The organism is Paenibacillus thiaminolyticus (genome assembly GCF_003591545.1).
GTDB lineage: Bacteria > Bacillota > Bacilli > Paenibacillales > Paenibacillaceae > Paenibacillus_B > Paenibacillus_B thiaminolyticus_A.
Genome location: NZ_QYZD01000035.1, coordinates 9,529 through 29,903, shown reverse-complemented (window position 1 = coordinate 29,903; position 20,375 = coordinate 9,529). Strand labels below are relative to the sequence as shown.

General features: G+C 56.5%; 1 protein-coding gene and 1 pseudogene. Both read right to left on the bottom strand.

The window, feature by feature from the left end; translation table 11 throughout:
• Positions 1 to 48: 48 nt before the first annotated feature.
• Positions 49 to 815, bottom strand: a pseudogene (locus tag DQX05_RS32545) (IS4 family transposase).
• A 577-nt stretch (positions 816 to 1,392) separates the two neighbouring features.
• The gene (locus DQX05_RS24965; protein ID WP_119796062.1) at positions 1,393 to 20,337 is read right to left on the bottom strand and encodes a non-ribosomal peptide synthetase; all 18,945 of its coding nucleotides are present in this window, start codon (positions 20,335 to 20,337) and stop codon (positions 1,393 to 1,395) included.
• Between the last annotated feature and the right edge of the window lie 38 nt (positions 20,338 to 20,375).

Genomic DNA, 20,375 nt, shown 5'->3' with positions numbered 1-20,375 from the left:
GTAGCACTGTCCATTTGAAAATTTATGTATATTTACTTGGCTTTTGCGTCAGACAACGCCCTTCGGGCCGGCTCGGTTACGTAGCTGGATTTGCAGGAGGGAGTGCTCTACGTTCGCGTCCAGTTTGGCCAGCATAAGCAGGCAAAAAGCGATGAGTGTCCGCCAAACCTGGTTGTGCACGGCCTGTTTGCTTGTTCCATAGAAATGCTTAATCTTCAGGTGCTGCTTCATCCATTTGAAGAAGGTCTCAATGGCCCTGCGGCTGCGGTACATCTCACTGATTTCATCGCAAGACAGATCGAAACGGTTGGTGAGCAGAATGAGAAAATTGCCCTGTGAATCGGTTGTTGCCATCATGCGAAGCTTGTGCTTCATCCGCTTTTGCGTGGAACCTACCAGCACCCATTCATCCATGGTGACCTTGCTGTCCTCTGGAATTTCAAGCGATTGGAGCGGTTCGATCACCGTGTTCTCCTTTAAGCGAGTCACGAAGTATATCCCGTCCGAGCAATAACGATCGAATGATTTGTAGTCCACGTAACCGCGGTCAACACATAGGTGATTCCGGCATCTTCGATAAGGTCATCCATCTGTGTCCGGTCATTTTTCTTGGCTGTCGTAATGGTTGCCTTCTCTGGCAGGACCTCATGAGCATCTGCAAAAGCAAGGCGGAGGTGAAGCTTTATACCTGCCTTGGTCTTGCGAAAGTCGGCCCACTTGTACCTCCGCAAGCAAAGAGCAACGGTGGTAGAGTCGATAATCCGGAGTGCTTTGCGGTCTGCTATCGAACAACCATGCCTAGACAAAATCTGCATAGCCAGCCGCTCGAAAACCTGCTGGAGCAGGTTCGGATCCACCTGATTATGCTTGCGGCATAATTTTGCCGGTGAGATCGATTCCAAGCCTAGCATTCCTGTTGAAATTCCTTACTCAGAACGTCGTCGGCTATCTCTCTCAGCCCTTCCTGCGGCCTATTTCGGCCATTGTATTTCGGAACTTTTCCCCTATGAGGTAGTAGTAAACGAGTAGCCGCGGCGCACTAATAGATATCTGTATTTCTTCCTGTAGTCTTCGTGTGCCTTTTGTTGTTCTTCTGGTGTCATAGTCAAAAGATTAAACTCGTCTGCAACGATCGGCAATTACTTCTTTTCGTTTTTAGGGTATTCGGATTTTATGGTGGAATTATCTCTGTTTAAATGGTTTGATTCTTAATATACCAAAGGTAAACTAAGATTTCTGTTGTGTTTTGTTGATTTTCCAATAAATTGAATAGTTGCTCAGCGGCACTTGACGTCAGATTCCTGTGGTGGATTTTTCCCTTTCATTTGAAAAAAACACCCGGCAGGATGCGTACCGAGAGAAATACGGCATACACCCAAGCCGGGTAAGGGATTAGAAAATAATATCAATGGCCTCTAGCACATCTTGCTCCTGTTCGGATTGCCCGTTCAGGGAAATATCATTCAACAGCACCGAAGGCTGTTCGCAAATTTGGGTGATGATCACGAGCAGGTCCTGAGCGAAATTGTCGATCAGATTGCACGTAAACAACTTGGTGGCATATTCAAACTGCCCGTTCATTCCCTCATCCAGCAACGAAATGACCAAGGTAAGATCAAATTGGGAAACCGTATGCGTTTCCGGATAAGATTCGATTTGGATATCCCCGAAGCTTTGAACGTTATCTTCCTTCGTTTCCAGAGCAAACATGACATCGAATACAGGATTGCGGCTTTGATCTCGCGGCGCCTGCAGCTTTTTCACAAGCTCCTCGAACGGATAATCCTGGTGGTCGTAGGCCCCCAGCATCGTTTCTTTGACTTCGTTCAAGTAAGCGAGGAACGTCTTCTCCCCGGACGGATAATGGCGAATCGCCAAAGTGTTGACAAACATTCCGATGAGCGGCTCCAGGTCGGCATGTGTGCGGCCCGAAACCGGCGTGCCTACAATGAAGTCTTCTTGTCCAGAGTACTTGCTGAGCAGGATTGAATAGGCCGCAAATAACACCATATAAAGGGTGGCACCGTTCTCAACAGCGATGCGCTGCAAGCTGTCGGTCATCTGCTTGTCGATCCTGAAAGGCAACACATCTCCCTCAAAACTGCGAGCGGCAGGTCTGACAAAGTCCGTAGGCAGTTCAAGCGTCGGCAGTTCGCCTTCCAGCACGTCCAGCCAGTAGGCTTCCTGACGTTTCAGCCGCTCTTTTACAGGTTCGGACTGCTGCCAAGCTGCGAATTCCTTGTATTGAATCCGAAGCGGTTCCAGAGTCTCGCCGTTATACAGGCGCAGCAGCTCTTCGACGAAGATGCCCATCGACATGCCATCCGTGACGATATGATGAATGTCCAGCATAAGCAGATGCCGTTCCGCTTCCCATTCGACTAAGCCCACACGCAGCAGCGGCGGCCGCTCCAAATCAAAGACGCGCACAAAGCCGTCTACGATGCTCTTCGTTTCACTTTCCGTCGCTTTCGTATACTCGACGGCAAACTTCAAGTCCGGATAAATCCGTTGTACCGGTTCGCCGTCGACCATTTCGAAGCCGGTTCGCAAAATTTCGTGACGAGCGATTAATCCTTTGAGCGCCGCCTCGAATTGATTCCGTTCCAAGCGCCCGACGAGAACCGTCATGCCGGACATGTTGTAGCTAAGCTCGGCGCCTTCCATCTGCTGCTGGATGTACAGCCGTTTTTGCACGGAGGAAAGTGGATAGTAATCCCTCTTATCCAGAACCGGAATGGAGAGGTGTTCCTGCCGCTCCAATTGGCTGATCGCTTCGGCCATCGCTTCGATGGTCGAGTGCCGGAACACATCGCGCAGCGGCAGGTCCACGCTCAGCTCCTTGTGCACCTTGCTGACCAGCGTCGTCGCCCGCAGGGAGTGCCCGCCGAGGTCGAAGAAGTTGTCCGTCACGCCAATCGTGACCGGCCCGAGCACGTCCTGCCAGATGGCGACCAGTTTCGCCTCCAGTTCGGTGCGCGGCACCACGTATTCGCGGCCTGCGCTTGCTCCCCCTTCCGGCGCCGGCAGCGCCTTCCGGTCGATTTTCCCGTTCGGCGTCAGAGGCAGGCGCTCCAGCTCCACGAAGTACGACGGGATCATGTACCCTGGCAGCTCCTGCGCCAGCGCGCTGCGCAGAACGTTCACTGCCAACTCCGCTCCGGTATCCGGCGTGTAATACGCGCATAGCGCCTTCTGCCCGTTCGCGTCACTTCGAACCAGCACCACCGCTTCGCGCACGCCTTCCACCCGCAGCAGCTGCGACTCGATCTCGCCCGTCTCAATCCGGTAGCCCCGGATTTTCGCCTGGTTGTCGATCCGGCCGATGAAGTCCACGTTCCCGTCCTCCATCCACCGCGCCAAGTCGCCCGTGCGGTACAGCCGCTCGCCCGCGGCGAACGGGCTGTCTACGAACTTCTCTTCCGTCAGCTCCGGACGGTTCAAGTACCCGCGCGCTACCCCGACTCCGCCGATAACCAGCTCGCCCAGCACCCCGACCGGCACCGGGTTCAGGTGCGCGTCCACAATGTAGAATTTCGCATTCAGCCACGCTTTGCCGATCGGCACATGGCCGGTCTGCGGCAGCTTCGCCAGCTCCTCGTCGTAGAAGCTGGAGTCGATCGCCGCTTCCGTCACGCCGTATGCGTTGATGATCCGGAACAACGAGCCGAAGCGTTCCTGCAAGGTCCGGTAATCCGCCACGCTGCAGCTGTCCGAGCTCGTGATCAACAGCTCCATCCAGCTCATATCCAGCCCCTGCTCGTGCACGTACTCCAGGAACGGCACGATCAGTGCCGGCGTCGATTCGAAGATGGTGACCCGCTCCCGCTCCATCCAGTGGTGCAGACGAGACGGATCGATCCGGTCGTCCTTCGGCACGATCACCATCGTGCCCCCGTTGTACAGCGTCCGCGCGATATCTCCCACGAACACGTCGAACGAGAAGCTGGCGAGCTGCAGCAGGCGCACCGGGAACTGATCCAATCGATATTCCCGCCGGTAGCCCGCCGCCGTGTTCACCAGGCTGCGGTGCTCGATCATCACGCCCTTCGGCTTGCCCGTCGTTCCCGACGTGTAGATCACGTACGCCAGATCCTCCGGACGGGCTTCATGGAAGCTGCCCATGCCGACATTCGGATGGCTCTCATCGCTGGCATCCACAGCATCCGTCAGCTTGCCGGAGACCATGCCGGAGCCAATCGGCGCATTCTCCCGCTCCTCGCTGTACGACGCTTCGTCGTCGAGGTACAGCACCGCCGCCAGCGCCAGCTCCTCTTCGCCGAGCCAGGCTTCGGCGCGCTCTCGCAGCGGCGTTTGCGTCAGCAGCACCTTCGCTCCGCTGTCTTCAAGCATGAACCGCACGCGGTCCGCCGGATAATCCGGGTCGAGCGGCACATACGCCCCGCCCGCTTTCCAGACGGCCAGCACGGCCACCAGCAAGTCCACCGAACGTTCGGCGAGAATGCCGACGATCGTCTCCCGGCCGATGCCGCTTGCGCGCAGCGTGGCCGCCAAGCGGTTCGCCCGCTCGTTCAGCTCCGCATACGTCAGCCGGTCGTTCTCGTACACGACGGCTGCCGCTTCCGGCGTGCGTTCCGCCTGTTCCTCGAACAGCCGGTGGAACGCGGCCGCAGGAGCCGCTTCCGGCTGCGCCGGGTTAAACGCGCCAAGAATTTGCTCTTTTTCCGCTGGTGTCAAAATGCCCAGCTCGGCAATAGTCACCGACGGGTTGTTGAGAATGGATTCAAGCAGCTGCAAGTAGTGAGCGGCCAATTTCTCTACCGTTTCGGTTTTATAAAGAGCAGTGGCGTATTCAAACAGATATTCCAAGCCTTCCTCGGTCTCCGTGACGTCCAAGCTGAGATCGAATTTAGAAACAATTTCTTCGCTGGCAGACGTCGACAAATGGAGTCCGGGAAGCTGGATTTCCAAATTCTCTGTATTCTGCAAAGCAAACATCGTATCGAACAGCGGATTGCGGCTTAAATCGCGAGCCACGTTTACCTTATCCACCAGTTCCTCAAACGGATAATTCTGATGTTCAAAAGCGCCCAGCGTCGTCTCCTTGATTTCCTTCAAGTAGTCAAGGAACGTCTTACCGGCAGCCGGATAACTGCGGATGGCCAGAGTATTGACGAACATCCCGATGAGCGGTTGAATGTCGCTGTGATTTCTTCCCGCAATCGGTGTACCGACCACCACGTCTTCTTGCCCTGTATACTTATGCAATAATATTGTATAACCAGCAAGCAGAACCATGTAAAGCGTTGCGCCGTTCTCGGCTGCAAGCCGTTTCAGACCCTCGCTTTTCTCGCTATTCATAAACAATTGCAGCGTGCGGCCCTCATAGCTCTGCATAGCCGGGCGCGGATAGTCCGTCGGCAATTCCAAAATCGGCAGATCTCCGCGGAACATGTCGAGCCAATAGGCTTCCTGCTTGACAAGCTGAGCTTTCTGCTCGTCCGATTGCTGCCATACCGCATAATCTTTGTACTGAATGCGGAGCGGCTCCAACGGCTCCCCGCTGTACAAGCGGACGAACTCGTCGATCAGTACGTCCATCGAAACGCCGTCAGATACGATATGATGCGTATCGAACATCAGAATGTGCCGGTCCGGCGCCATTTCGGCAAGGCCTACCCGCAGAAGTGGCGGCTTCGCCAGATCAAACGGACGAACGAATTGGCGCACCGTTTCTTCCACCTGCTCCCCGCTAATCTGCACATATTCCACCTGGAAGGCGCCTTCTTCATAAATCCGCTGAACCGCTTCGCCTTTTACCATCTCAAAGCCGGTACGCAGCGTTTCATGACGAGCTACGAGCCCGCGGAACGCTTCTTCAAACCGCTGCCGGTCGAGCTCCCCTTCGAGCAGCATTGCTCCCGGTATGTTGTAGCTCAGCTCGCCTCCTTCCAGCTGGTTCAAGATATAGAGACGTTTCTGAGCGGAAGATAGCGGATAATACTCGCTAGGTTCCGCAGCCGGAATAGCCGTGAACGAGCCGATCTCCAGCCACTCCATAGCCGCGGCCATTTCCTCAACTGTCGAGTAGCGGAATACGTCGCGAAGCGGGAATTCAATGCCTAGCTCCTTATGCATTTTGCTGACAAGCGTCGTCGCCCGCAGGGAGTGTCCGCCGAGGTCGAAGAAGTTGTCCGTTACGCCTACCGCCTTCTCCCTAACAAGCACCTCCTGCCAAATGGCGGCCAGCTTCGCCTCCAGTTCGGTGCGTGGCGCCACGTATTCGCGGCCTCCGCCTGCTCCCCCTTCCGGTGCCGGCAGCGCCTTCCGGTCGATCTTTCCGTTCGGCGTCAAAGGCAGGCGCTCCAGCTCCACGAAGTACGACGGGATCATGTACCCCGGCAGCTCGCTGGCAATCGCCCGCTTCAGGTCCGCCGCCGTCAGGCCTTCTTCCGCTGTATAATAAGCGCACAAAGCTTTCTGACCTTCTTGATCTTCCCTGACGACAACGACCGCTTCCTTCACGCCACCTACACTCAGCAGCTTCGCTTCGACTTCGCCCGTCTCAATCCGGTAGCCCCGGATTTTCGCCTGGTTGTCGATCCGGCCGATGAAGTCCACGTTCCCGTCCTCCATCCACCGCGCCAAGTCGCCCGTGCGGTACAGCCGCTCGCCCGCGGCGAACGGGCTGTCTACGAACTTCTCTTCCGTCAGCTCCGGACGGTTCAAGTACCCGCGCGCTACCCCGACTCCGCCGATAACCAGCTCGCCCAGCACCCCGACCGGCACCGGGTTCAGATGCGCGTCCACAATGTAGAATTTTGCATTCAGCCACGCTTTGCCGATCGGCACATGGCCTGTCTGCGGCAGCTTCGTCAGTTCCTCGTCGTAGAAGCTGGAGTCGATCGCCGCTTCCGTCACGCCGTAGGCGTTGATGATCCGGAACAATGAGCCGAAGCGTTCCTGCAAGGTTCGGTAATCCGCCACGCTGCAGCTGTCCGAGCTCGTGATCAACAGCTCCATCCAGCTCATATCCAGCCCCTGCTCGTGCACGTACTCCAGGAACGGCACGATCAGTGCCGGCGTCGATTCGAAGATGGTGACCCGCTCCCGCTCCATCCAGTGGTGCAGACGAGACGGATCGATCCGGTCGTCCTTCGGCACGATCACCATCGTGCCCCCGTTGTACAGCGTCCGCGCGATATCTCCCACGAACACGTCGAACGAGAAGCTGGCGAGCTGCAGCAGGCGCACCGGGAACTGATCCAATCGATATTCCCGCCGGTAGCCCGCCGCCGTGTTCACCAGGCTGCGGTGCTCGATCATCACGCCCTTCGGCTTGCCCGTCGTTCCCGACGTGTAGATCACGTACGCCAGATCCTCCGGACGGGCTTCATGGAAGCTGCCCATGCCGACATTCGGATGGCTCTCATCGCTGGCATCCACAGCATCCGTCAGCTTGCCGGAGACCATGCCGGAGCCAATCGGCGCATTCTCCCGCTCCTCGCTGTACGACGCTTCGTCGTCGAGGTACAGCACCGCCGCCAGCGCCAGCTCCTCTTCGCCGAGCCAGGCTTCGGCGCGCTCTCGCAGCGGCGTTTGCGTCAGCAGCACCTTCGCTCCGCTGTCTTCAAGCATGAACCGCACGCGGTCCGCCGGATAATCCGGGTCGAGCGGCACATACGCCCCGCCCGCTTTCCAGACGGCCAGCACGGCCACCAGCAAGTCCACCGAACGTTCGGCGAGAATGCCGACGATCGTCTCCCGGCCGATGCCGCTTGCGCGCAGCGTGGCCGCCAAGCGGTTCGCCCGCTCGTTCAGCTCCGCATACGTCAGCCGGTCGTTCTCGTACACGACGGCTGCCGCTTCCGGCGTGCGTTCCGCCTGTTCCTCGAACAGCCGGTGGAACGCGGCCGCAGGAGCCGCTTCCGGCTGCGCCGGGTTGAACGAGCCAAGAATTTGCTCTTTTTCCTCTGCCGTCAAAAGCTCCAACTCATTCACGCAGATGTTCGGGTTAGCCGCAACATTCTCCAGTGCCCGGGCAAAATGACCGTGGATCAGCCTGATGTCTTCCTCTCTGAACGTCAGCGCATTGTACGTAAACCGCAGCAAAATATGCTCTTCCGGAATGACGGTAATGTCCAGGTCGTAGTTCGTTTGCTCCGGCGACTGGATATTAGCGATTTTCAGCGCTTCTTTGTCTCCGCCGACGACCTGCTCAATCTGTTCTTCCATCGGATAATTTTCAAAGACCATGATATGGTTGATCAAGTCGCGCTTTTGCTCGCTCAGCGACTGAATTTCGAACAGCGGGAACGTTTCGTAAGCTCCCGATGCCAGCGCTTGATCCTGGATTTTTCTCAAAATATCGGCTACCGTCTCCTCGGCTTTGCCTTGAATACGAACCGGGATCGTATTAATAAACAGGCCGATCATGCTTTCGATGCCCGGAATTTCCGCCGGACGCCCGGATACGACGGAGCCGAATACGACATCCTCGCTGTTGTTGTATACCTGCAGAACCAGTCCCCATACGGTCTGCATGAACGTATTAAGCGTCACCTGCTGCTGGCGCGCCACCCGCTTGATTTGCCCGGTCAGTTCCTTGCTGAGTTCCACATCGAGTTCAGCCGCTTCAAAAGCGCCCTGCTTCAGCTGCGTTTTCTCCTGGGGCAGCTTGGTCTGCTGATCGTAACCCGCCAAATACTCGGACCAGTAACGCGAAGCTTTCGCGGCATCTTGAGCTTCCAGCCATTCGATATACCGGGAGTACGAGGTAACCGGAGGAAGCTCCAGCGTCCGCTTCTCCTGGAACGCGAAGTAGGTGTCGAACACTTCCTTGATCATGAAGGACATGCACCAGCCATCCATCAAAATGTGATGGTGACTCCAGATCACATGGTAGGACTCGTCGCCCGTGCGCAAAACTGTCACGCGCATAAGAGAGCCTCGGGCCAAATCGAACTTGTTCGCTTTATCCGCGCTGACGAAATCGGCTATCGTCTTCTCGAGGTCTTCATCGCTTACCGAGCGAATATCTTCGAAGTACACTTCACACTTCCGCTCGCGGAATACCACTTGAATCGGCTCGTCTCTCCAGCCGGTAATAAAGTTGGTCCGCAGCGCCTCATTCCGCTGCACCAGCGTATCCAATCCTTGGGTGAAGGCTTCGACATTCAGGCTTCCATACAGATCGAAGGTCACCTGTTCGAAGTAAGCTTCCAAATCGGCATCCAGCAGGCTGTGGAACAACATCCCTTTTTGCAGCGGAGTCAGGGTGTAAACATTCTCCAGTTCGCCGAGCGCCGCCGTATGTTCAGCCAGCCGCTCCAGTTCCTCCACCGCCACATCTTGAAGCAGTACGTCGCTAGGCGTAAGCTCCGGCCGCTCTTTCGATACGCAATGGCTGATGACTTCACGCAAGCTCGATTGAAGCAGGGTGCCCAGGCGCTCTACCGTTTCCCGTTTATACTGGGTTTCCCCATACCGGATCGTGAGTTCCAGCACTCCTTCCGACACCATACCGTTGATATCGAGGACAAAATCCATCACTGCATTCGGGCTTGAATCGGAGCCCGGGCTGAACGGAGACGGCTGCGAGCCGCTGCTTTCGTAATCCTGGTCGAACTGACCCAAATAGTTAAAGCTGATCTCCGGCTCCAAAGCGAAGCACTCGCCGTCACGCGGCACCGATAAATAACGCAGGATGCCGTAGCCGATTCCTTTGTTCGGAATGCGGCGCAAGCTTTCTTTAACCTGTTTCACCTGGTGACCGAGCGCCTGGGCGTGACCCGGCTCCAGAACGACAGGGAATTGGCTTGTAAACCAGCCTACCGTGCGCGTAATGTCCACATCCGGCAAAATATCTTCCCGGCCGTGGCCTTCAAGATTCACCAGCACGCGTTCCCGGCCGCTCCAAGCTTGTACCGCGAGGCCAAGCGCGGCAAGCAGTAAATCGTTCATTTCTGTATGGTAAGCACGGTGTGCCTGCTTCAGCAGCTGTTCGGTTTCCTCCGCTGTCCAGCGAACGGTTACGTGCCCGCTATCCTTTAGCTTGGATCTGCCTTGTTCAAAATCTTTCGGAAGCGGCTCATAGGTCAATTGCTCGATATGCTGCCAATACTCTCTTTCGCTTTCCATCGCCGGACCGTTCGCATAATCAGCGAGCTGTTTCGCCCACGTTTGGAATGAATCCGTTTTGAGCGGCAGACGGATCGGCTGCCCTTGCAGCACCTGCTCATAGCCGGCAGCAAAATCTTCAAGCAGAATCCGCCAGGATACGCCGTCTACGACCAAGTGATGGATCGCGATGAGCAGGTGGTCGCCGTCGTCGCAGCGGAACAAGCCGAGCTTCACCAGCGGGCCGTTTTCCAGATCGATGCTCGCTTGAATGTCATTCGCCTTAGCCTCTACCGCGCCTTTCACGTCGCAGACTCCCCTGAAATCTACAACTTCCAGATCGAACAGTGCTTCGTTCTCCCCGGCGCCGCGGTTCCAGGCGGTATAGCTGTTTTCGGTTTGGCGGTAAACCGTACGGAGAGCATCGTGATGCACGACAAGTTGACGCACCGCTTGGCGTAAAGCTTCTTCGTCGAAGCCTTGCTTGGAGAACTGCATGAATGCCTGGTTGCTGTGATGCACGTCGGCCGGATTTTGTTCAAAGAACCAGCGCTGAATCGGGGTCAAGATGACCTCTCCCGTCACTTCGGCCTGGCTTGCCGTTCTCTCCGCCGTTTGCAGCTGCAAACTAAGGGCGGAAATCGTCGGGTAATGGAACAAATCTTTCATGACCAGCTTGTACCCCGTTTGCAAAAGACGGGACGATACCTGCAAGGCCTTGATCGAATCGCCGCCGAGCGCAAAGAAATTGTCCATCGTGCCGACCTGATCCACGCCCAGCACTGACTGCCAGACCAACGCAAGTGCTTGCTCAGCAGGAGTACGAGGCGCCGTGTATGCAGCCTCGGCACAAATGCTTCCTTCCGGCACAGGCAGCCCTTTACGGTCGATCTTCCCGTTCGGCGTAAGCGGCATTTGATCCAGGTGCATGATACGCGAAGGCACCATATGGGAAGGCAGTGCAGCGTCCAGATGGGCCACAAGCCCTTCCAGATCGAAGCTGGAATCCGCTACGACATACCCGCACAAATATTTCTGCCCCCGCTCGTCCGTCCGGTCGATGACAAGCGCTTGACGCACGCCGGCAAAATTTTTCATGGCCGCTTCAATTTCACCAAGCTCGATCCGATAGCCGCGAATTTTTACCTGGTTGTCGATCCGGCTGATGAAGTCCACGTTGCCGTCCGGCATCCAGCGCGCCAGGTCGCCCGTCCGGTACAGCCGCTCCCCAGCGGCGAACGGGCTGTCTACGAATTTCTCCGCCGTCAAATCCGGGCGGTTCAAGTAACCGCGGGCCACACCCGCTCCGCCGATAATCAGCTCGCCCAACACCCCGACCGGTACCGGCTTCAGATTCGCATCCACGATGTAGAACTTGGCGTTCAGCCACGCTTTCCCGATCGGCACGCTGCCCGTCTTCGGCAGCTTCTCCAGCGGCTCGTCATAGAAGCTGGAGTCAATCGCCGCTTCCGTTACGCCGTAGCTGTTAATAATACGGAACTGCGAGCCGAAGCGCTCCTGCAAGGTGCGGTAAGCCCCTACGCTGCACGCATCCGAGCTTGTGATCAGCAGCTGCATCGAGCTGAGGTCCAGACCTTCAGCATGTACATGCTCCATGAACGGCACGATCAGCGCCGGAGTCGATTCGAACACCGTCACGGCGTAGTCGCGAATCCAGCCGTAGAGGCGGGTTGGATCGATCCGGTCGTCCTTCGGCACGATGACCATGGTGCCGCCGTTGTACAGCGTCCGCGCAATGTCGCCGACGAACACGTCGAACGAGAAGCTGGCGAGCTGCAGCAGCCGGACCGGGAACATATCCAGGCGGTAGTCCCGCCGGTAGCCCGCCGCCGTGTTCACCAGGCTGCGGTGTTCCACCGCCACGCCCTTCGGACGGCCCGTCGTACCGGAGGTGTAGATGACGTAAGCCAAATCGCGCGGCTTGTTCACATTCGCCGGATTCGATGCGAGATCCGCCGCTTGTACGTTCTTCTCGGCTTCTGACGTGGCGGACGTTTCGGCAGAAGCCGTTTCCGCTTGCGCCAAAGCCTCCGCCTCTGCGCCTGCTTCGCCCAAAGCTTGTACGCCCACAGCCGCTTCCGCCGCTCCGAGGCTGTACGTCGCAGCGTCGTCAAGTGCAAGCACCGTTTGCAGCGCTAGAGCTCCGTCGCTGCGCCAAGCTTCCGCCTGCTCCAGCAGGCGGGTCTGCGTGAGCAGAACCGACGCCCCGCTGTCCGTGAGCATATACTCGATCCGCTCCGCCGGATAGTCCGGATCAAGCGGCACATAAGCGCCGCCCGCTTTCCATACGGCGAGCACCCCGATCAACAGCTCCGCCGAACGGCCGGCCAGAATGCCGATCACCTGCTCCGGCTTCACCCCGCGCGCCCGCAGTGCATACGCCAGACGATTCGCTTTGGCGTTCAGCTCCGCATACGTCAGCTTGCTGTCTTCGTAGACAACCGCCAGCGCTCCCGGAGTGCGCTCCGCCTGCTCCTCGAACAGCTCGTGGAACGTTCTCTCTCTCCACGACTCATCCGCTTCCAAGCCTGTACCCTCTGCGGCGGGTTGCTTCGCAAGAGCCGAAGACGACACGTCAAACCCGACCAGCAAATCATGTTTTTCGCTGTCCGTCAAGATATCCAAATCCACAATCCGCGCACCCGGCTGAGCCAGGATCGACGCCAAAAGCTGCTCGTAATGACCCGCCAGCCGTACCATCGTTTCCTGTCTAAACAACGAGGTAGCGTACTCGATCTTGCAAACCAGCTCGTTATCGGCTTCCACGATATCTAAGCTAAGATCAAACTTTGCCGTCTTTTCCTCGATGTCGAACAGCGACCATTGCAAGCCTTCCAGGGTTAAATCCAAGCTTTCGTGCTTTTGCAAAGAAAACATGGTGTCAAACAGCGGATTCCGGCTTAAATCCCGTCTCACCTGAAGAGCATCCACCAGCTCCTCGAACGGATAGTCCTGGTGCTCATAGGCTCCAAGCGTCGTTTCCTTCACTTCCTGCAAGTAATCCAGGAACGTCCGCTCCGCCGCCGGACTCAAGCGAAGGGCCAGTGTATTGACGAACATGCCGATAATCGGCTGCAGGTCGGTGTGAGAACGGGCGGCAATCGGAGTGCCGACCACTATATCTTCCTGTCCCGCGTATTTATGAAGCAATACGGAGTACGCAGCCAGCAGAAGCATGTACAGTGTCGCCCCCGAATTGCCGGCAAACCGTTTGAGAGCTTCGCTTTTCTCCGCATCCAGCGTAAACGTGAGCGTTCGACCGTCAAACTGCTGGGCGGCCGGGCGGGAGAAGTCGAGAGGCAGCTCAAGAATCGGAAGCTCGGAGTTGAATACCCCGCGCCAGTATTCCTCCTGCTGTTTGATACGCTGGCGCTGTTCCTCGGATTGCTGCCAAACGGCGTAATCCTTGTATTGAATCCGCAGCTCCGGCAATTCTTCCCCATTGTAAAGCCGCACGAATTCGCGCAGCAGCACGTCCATGGAAAGGCCGTCGGAACCAATATGATGAATATCCAGCGCAAGCAGGAATTTCTCTTTCTCCAGTTCGATCAGCAGGGCGCGCAGCAAAGGAGGCTGAGTCAAGTCAAAAGGCTGAATGAAGCCTTCAAGAATGGCCGCAACCTGATCTTCACTTGCTTGAAGCTTCTCGATCTTGAAAGCTACGTGCGGATGAATACGCTGTACTGGCTCCCCATTCACGATTTCAAAACCGGTGCGCAGCATATCGTGCCGGGCCACCAAAGTAGTCAGCGCCTTTTCCACTTTGGCCTCGTTCAAAGCCCCTTCCAATTGCAATGCGCTTGGGAGGTTGTAATTCAGCTCCGAGCCATCCAGCTGGTGCAGGACGTACAGCCTTTTTTGCGCAGATGAAACCGGATAGTACGCTTTCTCTTCCGCTTTTGGAATCGAGCTGTGCCGTGTTTCTTCCAAGCTGGCAATAGCCCCGGCCATCGACTCTACCGTCATATAGCGGAACACATCGCGCAGCGGAAGTTCGACGTTCATTTCCTTCCGAATCTTGCTGACAAGGTTCGTCGCCCGCAAGGAGTGGCCTCCGAGCTCGAAGAAATTGTCCAGGACTCCAATGCCGGAGTAGCCCAGCACTTCCTCCCAGATCTTCACAAGCTGGGACTCCGTCCGGTTACGCGGCGCTACGTATTCGACGCCCGTTTGTATGCCGCCTTGCGGCTCCGGCAGCGCTTTGCGGTCCACTTTGCCGTTGGTCGTCAGCGGCATGCGCTCCAGCTGCACGAAGTACGACGGGATCATGTACCCCGGAATTCCCTGGGCCAGCGAGGTTCTCATTTCGCTGACCGTCAGCGTTCGGTCCGCCACAAAGTAGGCGACAAGCGCCTTCTCGCCCCCGCCGTCCTGACGGGCGAGCACCACCGCTTCTTCCACGCCCTCGACGTTCAGAAGCTGCGTCTCGATCTCGTCCAGCTCGATCCGGTACCCGCGGATTTTGACCTGGTGGTCGATCCGGCCCAGGTATTCGATGTTGCCGTCCGGCAGCCAAGCCGCCAAGTCGCCCGAGCGGTACAGCTTCTCCCCCTCCGCAAACGGGGAATCGACGAACTTCTCCGCCGTCAGATCCGGACGGTTCAGGTATCCTCTCGCAAGGCCTTCCCCGGCCACGTACATTTCGCCCGCTACGCCGATCGGCACTGGGCGGCGGTTTTCATCCAGGACGTACACCCTCAGCGTCGGGATCGGCTTGCCGATATTGCTCTTCGCCGCCTCCATTTCGACCCACGTAATTTCCTTATACGTCACGTGAACCGTCGTCTCGGTAATGCCGTACATATTGATCAGCTTCGTCTCCGGGTACTTCGTCTTGAAGCCCTTGAGCAGCAGCGGACTCAGCGCTTCGCCCCCGAAGATGACGTTGCGAATCCGCAGATCGTACGGATGGTCCGCCAAGACCTCACGCAGCAGCTGGTAGAAGTACGTTGGCGTCTGATTCAAAATCGTGACCTGTTCGCGGCCCAGCAGCGCCAAGAAATCGGCCGGATTTTTCGCCGTGAGCGGCGGTACGATGACCAGCTTGCCTCCGTACAGCAGTGCTCCGTACATTTCCCAGACGGAGAAATCGAAGCAGAACGAGTGGAACAGCGTCCACGTGTCGGACGGCCCGAAGTCGAACAGGTTCTTGTCGTTGAACAGAAGGCGCACGACGTTCTTATGCTCGATCAGCGTTCCTTTCGGTCTGCCGGTCGTTCCCGACGTGTAGATGACATAAGCCAGGTTGCTCGGCCCGGAAATCGGCTCCAGGTTCGAAGCGTCCAGCGCACCTTCGGAGTCCGCCCCTCTGTTGCCCCAAACAAAATCATCCAATTCGAGGCGCGTTCCTGCGAAGTCGGTCTTCTCGTGCAGATGCTTTTGAATCAGCAATAACGACGCGCCCGAATCCTCAATCATGAAGCGGATGCGCTCCTCCGGGTAGTCGGGATCGACAGGCACGTAGGCTCCGCCCGCTTTAAGAATCGCCAGAATGCCGACGACCATATCAAGGGAGCGTTCGGCCAGAATCGCTACCAGTTGGTCCGCTTCTACTCCCGTCTCCCGCAGCTTCCGTGCAAGGCGGTTGGATCGCTCATTCAGTTCACGGTAGGTCAGCTGCCGCTCATTCATGACGGCGGCCACGTGGTCCGGGTAAAGCTTCGCCTGATCTTCGAACAAGCCATGAATCGTCTGCTGCAGCGGGTAGTCCGCCTCCGAATCGTTGAAACCGCGCACCAGTTCGCGGATTTCCTCCTCCGTGAGCATTTCCAGCGAGGCAACGTCACTGTCTGGCGCTGCTGCGATGGTTTCGAGCAGCTTGTCATAATGTCTGGCGAACCGCTCCGCGGTCTCCTGTTTATACAAAGCCGTAGCGTACTCCAACCGGCATTCGAGCTGACCATCCAGCTCCGAAATGTCCAGGAGCAGCTCGAACTTGGATGTTCGGTTTTCCAGCGGATAAAACGATTGCTCCAGCCCCTCGATGACAATTTGCTCATTCTCCGTATTTTGCAGGGAGAAGAATGTATCAAAGAGCGGATTCCGGCCAGTCGCGCGCGGAATGTGAAGACTTTCCACCAAGTCTTCGAACAAATAATTTTGGTGTTCGAAAGCCCCGAGCGTGATGTCCTTGATTTCTTCCAGGTACGAAAGGTACGGCTTGGAACGCTCCGGACGACTGCGAATGGCCAGCGTATTGATAAACATTCCTACGATCGGCTGCACTTCTTCCTGCGTTCTTCCGGCAATCGGCGTTCCGACGATCAGATCTTCCTGACCCGAATATTTATGCATAAGGATGGTGTAAGCCGACAGCAGCACCATGTACAGGGTCGTCCCCGTCCGTGCCGCCAGCTCTTTCAGCTTCTCCGTCCGCTCTTTCCCGATATAAAACTTCACGGTCCGGCCGTCAAAGCTTTGCACCGCAGGCCGCGGGAAGTCCGTCGGCAGCTCCAAGACCGGCAGCTCGCCCGACAACTGTTCCAGCCAGTACTCCTTCTGCGGCTGGAGCAGTTGCGCGTAAGCTTCGGAATGCTGCCAAACGGCATAATCTTTGTATTGAATGCGCAGCGGGGCCAGCTCCTCGCCCCGATACAGGCGGCTGAACTCGTCGAAGAGCAGCACTGTCGAAATGCCGTCCGAGACGATATGGTGCATATCGAACAGCAGAATGTGGCGATCCTCGGCGACTTCGATCAGGCCGATACGGAGAAGTGGCGGCTTGGTCAGATCAAACGGGCAATAGTAAGCTTCCACCACTTGGTCCACTTCCCGCTCGCCCGCCTGGAAATAATAGACAGCAAACTCCACCTCGTCATAGATGCGCTGGACAAGCTCGCCTTGAACCTGCTCGATCCCGGTACGCAGCGTCTCATGACGCTGAATCAGAGCCCGGAACGCGTGCTCGACGCGCGTGCGGTCCAGTTTGCCTTCGAGAAGAAGCGCCGCCGACATATTGTAGCTGCGCTCGGCCCCGTCAAGCTGGCGCAGGACGTACAGACGCTTTTGCTCGGATGAAACCGGATAGTACTCGGCCTCAGCCGCCTTTGTAATCTCATGCGTCTCCTGCTGCTTTAAACCGCCGATTCTTTGGGCCAGCTGTTCGATCGTGGTGTAGCGGAAAACTTCCCGCAGCGGAACCTCGACTTGCAGCTCTTTCCGAATTTTAGAAACAAGCGTGGAGGCCCGCAAGGAATGACCACCCAAGTCAAAGAAATCGTCTTGGACTCCAACTCGCGCAATACCCAGCACCTGCTGCCAAATGAGAGCAAGTCTTGTTTCCAGCGTTGTGCGAGGAGCCACATACTCACGGCCTGCTTCTACCTCTCCGGTCGGTTCAGGCAGCGCTTTACGGTCAATTTTGCCGTTCGGCGTGAGCGGAAGCTTATCAAGAGACACCAGCCGGGCCGGGAGCATATGGGCCGGCAGCTCTTGCTTCAATTGGGACAGCAGATCGCTCAGCTGCAAGGAAGCATCCGCCACCACGTAGCCGCACAAATACTTTTGCCCCTGCCCATCCGTACGGTCGGTCACCACAGCCTGCTTGACGCCTGGGAAACGCAGCAGAGCCGTTTCAATTTCGCCCAGTTCGATCCGGAACCCGCGAATTTTCACCTGATAGTCGATCCGGCCGATGAAGTCGACGTTGCCGTCTTCCAGCCAGCGGGCCAAATCGCCTGTCCGGTACAGACGTTCGCCCGGCACAAACGGGCTGTCCGCAAACTTCTCGGCGGTTAGGTCCGGACGGTTCCAGTACCCGCGCGCCACCCCGGCGCCGCCGATGACAAGCTCGCCCGGAACCCCTACAGGAACCGGCTTTAACGCGGCATCGACAATGTAAAACCGGGCGTTCAGCCAAGCTTTGCCGATCGGCACATGACCCGACGGCGGCAGCTTATCCAGCGGCTCATCGTAAAAGCTGCTGTCAATGGCCGCTTCGGTAACTCCATAGCTGTTGATGATTCGGAATTGTCCGCCGAATCTTTCCTGCAGCAATCGGTAATCGGTGACACTGCAAGCATCCGAGCTCGTAATCAGCAACTGCATGGAGCTGACGTCCAGCCCTTCTTCATAAATATGCTGCATGAACGGCAGGATGAGCGCAGGCGTCGATTCGAATACCGTAATGTCTTGCTCCCGAATCCAGCCGTATAAGCGGTTCGGATTAATCCGGTCGTCCTTCGGCACAATGACCATCGTGCCTCCGTTATACAGCGTCCGCGCGATGTCTCCGACGAACACGTCAAACGAGAAGCTGGCCAGCTGCAGCAGCCGCACCGGGAACTGATCCAACCGGTACTCGCGACGATACGCATCCGCCGTATTCACGAGACTACCGTGCTCGATCATGACGCCTTTCGGGCGTCCCGTCGTACCCGAGGTGTAAATCACATAAGCCAAGTCTTGCGGGGCACTATCGGCAGATTCAAATTCCACGGCTAAGGCATCCCTGTTATAAATCTGTTCATCGTCCATGGCATAGACAGCTTGAAGCTTCAGCCGGTCATCGGCCAACCAACCTCCGGCCCGCTCCAACAGATGACGCTGCGTAAGCAGCACCGATGCTTCGCTATCGCTGAGCATGTACTCAATCCGCTCCGCCGGATAATCGGGGTCCAGCGGTACATAGGCTCCGCCGGCTTTCCAAACGGCGAGCACCCCGATCAGCAGTTCCACCGAACGCTCCGCCCAGATCCCCGTAATCGTCTCCCTTCCCACGCCCTGTTCACGAAGGAGAGAAGCCAGCCGCTCAGCGCGTTCGTTCAATTCGCCGTAGGTCAGCTGTTTGTCCATGTAGACGACTGCCGGATGATCCGGAATTTCCCGGGCCAACTTTTCAACATACCGATGAAACGCTTCTCCCTCGCTCAGCCCTGCCACAGGCGGGTTAAACACGTTGAGAATGCGGTGTCTCTCCTCATCGCTCAGCAGAGAAATCTCGCGTACTGGCAGTTCGGGAGTCTGAAGAAACTGGTCCAGAACAGTTACATACTGTTCCATAATCCGATCAATCTCGGCCGTCTCGAACAGGCCGGTACGATAGGAAGCATGGAGAATGACATGGCCTTCACTCAGCATATGGTCGAAGCGCAGCAGCAAATCGTCCATCTCGTGCCTAGCGAAGTGAGCCTCCAGACGCACCTTGATTTCTTCGTACTCCACGATTTTCAAAGGCAGATATTCCAGAGACGTGCGGAACAGCCCCGAAAGATCGTTGCGGCCGTATTGTTCGCGTAAATCCTGAATCAATTGGTTATAAGGGTATTTCTGATACCGCAGATCCGCCGTATTTTCCTTGGAAACCGTTTGGATCAAGGAAAGCACGTGCCCGTCTGGATTCAGACGAATCCGCGTGGCCACGGTGCTGACGAACATGCCGATCGTTTCTTTTTCCTTTTTGCTGGTGCGATTGGCGAAAACCGTGCCGACCGGAATATCGGTGCTGTCGGTCAGCTTGTACAATAAGGCATACATAGCGGACAAAAATAACGTATATAAGCTGACCTGATATTGTTCTCTGAAGGCCAGAATGCGTTCATACCGGGAACCGTCCAAAGTGATGGACAGTTTATTGGATTCGCTGCCGATCGCGAATGGCGGATACGATTTAATGCCGGTCGTTTCAGGCAAAGTGCTGTACTTCGTCAGCCAGTATTCCTTGCCTTTTTGATAACGCTGCGATTGCTCATATTCACGCTCCGCGGAAATATAATCCAGATAGGAAGGGGCCTGGTAACTGCTGGAGATGCCTTTGCGCAGTTCCAGGTATTTTTCCATCACCGCATGCAGCAAGGCAGTGACGGACAAACCGTCGGCGATAATATGATTTATCGTCAAATTGAGCCATACTTGGCCGTTCGCGAAATGGATAATCGTAAATTGGTGGAGGTATTCGTCAAACACGCTGGCCGGTTTTTCGCTTACTTCTTTCACCCAAGCATAGAATTGTTCGGTTGTGCTTAATTCGAGGCGGCTTATCCTGGCTTGGACATTCTCCGGTTCTTCGAACCACTGCGTTGGATTTTGCAAATCCCCGCTAATGCGGATTCGGAAAGCGTCATAGGTTTTGACGATCTCTGCCGCCGCTTGCTCCAGAAGCTGTGTGTCGATCTTGCCCGTAATCTGGTAGGTCGCAGAAAGCATCGTGATGGACGTGCCCGGATTCATAATTTCCATGAACCATATCCGGCGCTGGGCTTGCGTTAATCCATATTGCTTGTTAGTATTCTCTCTCACATCGACACACTCCCGTTTTAGAGATTGTTTGTAGATAG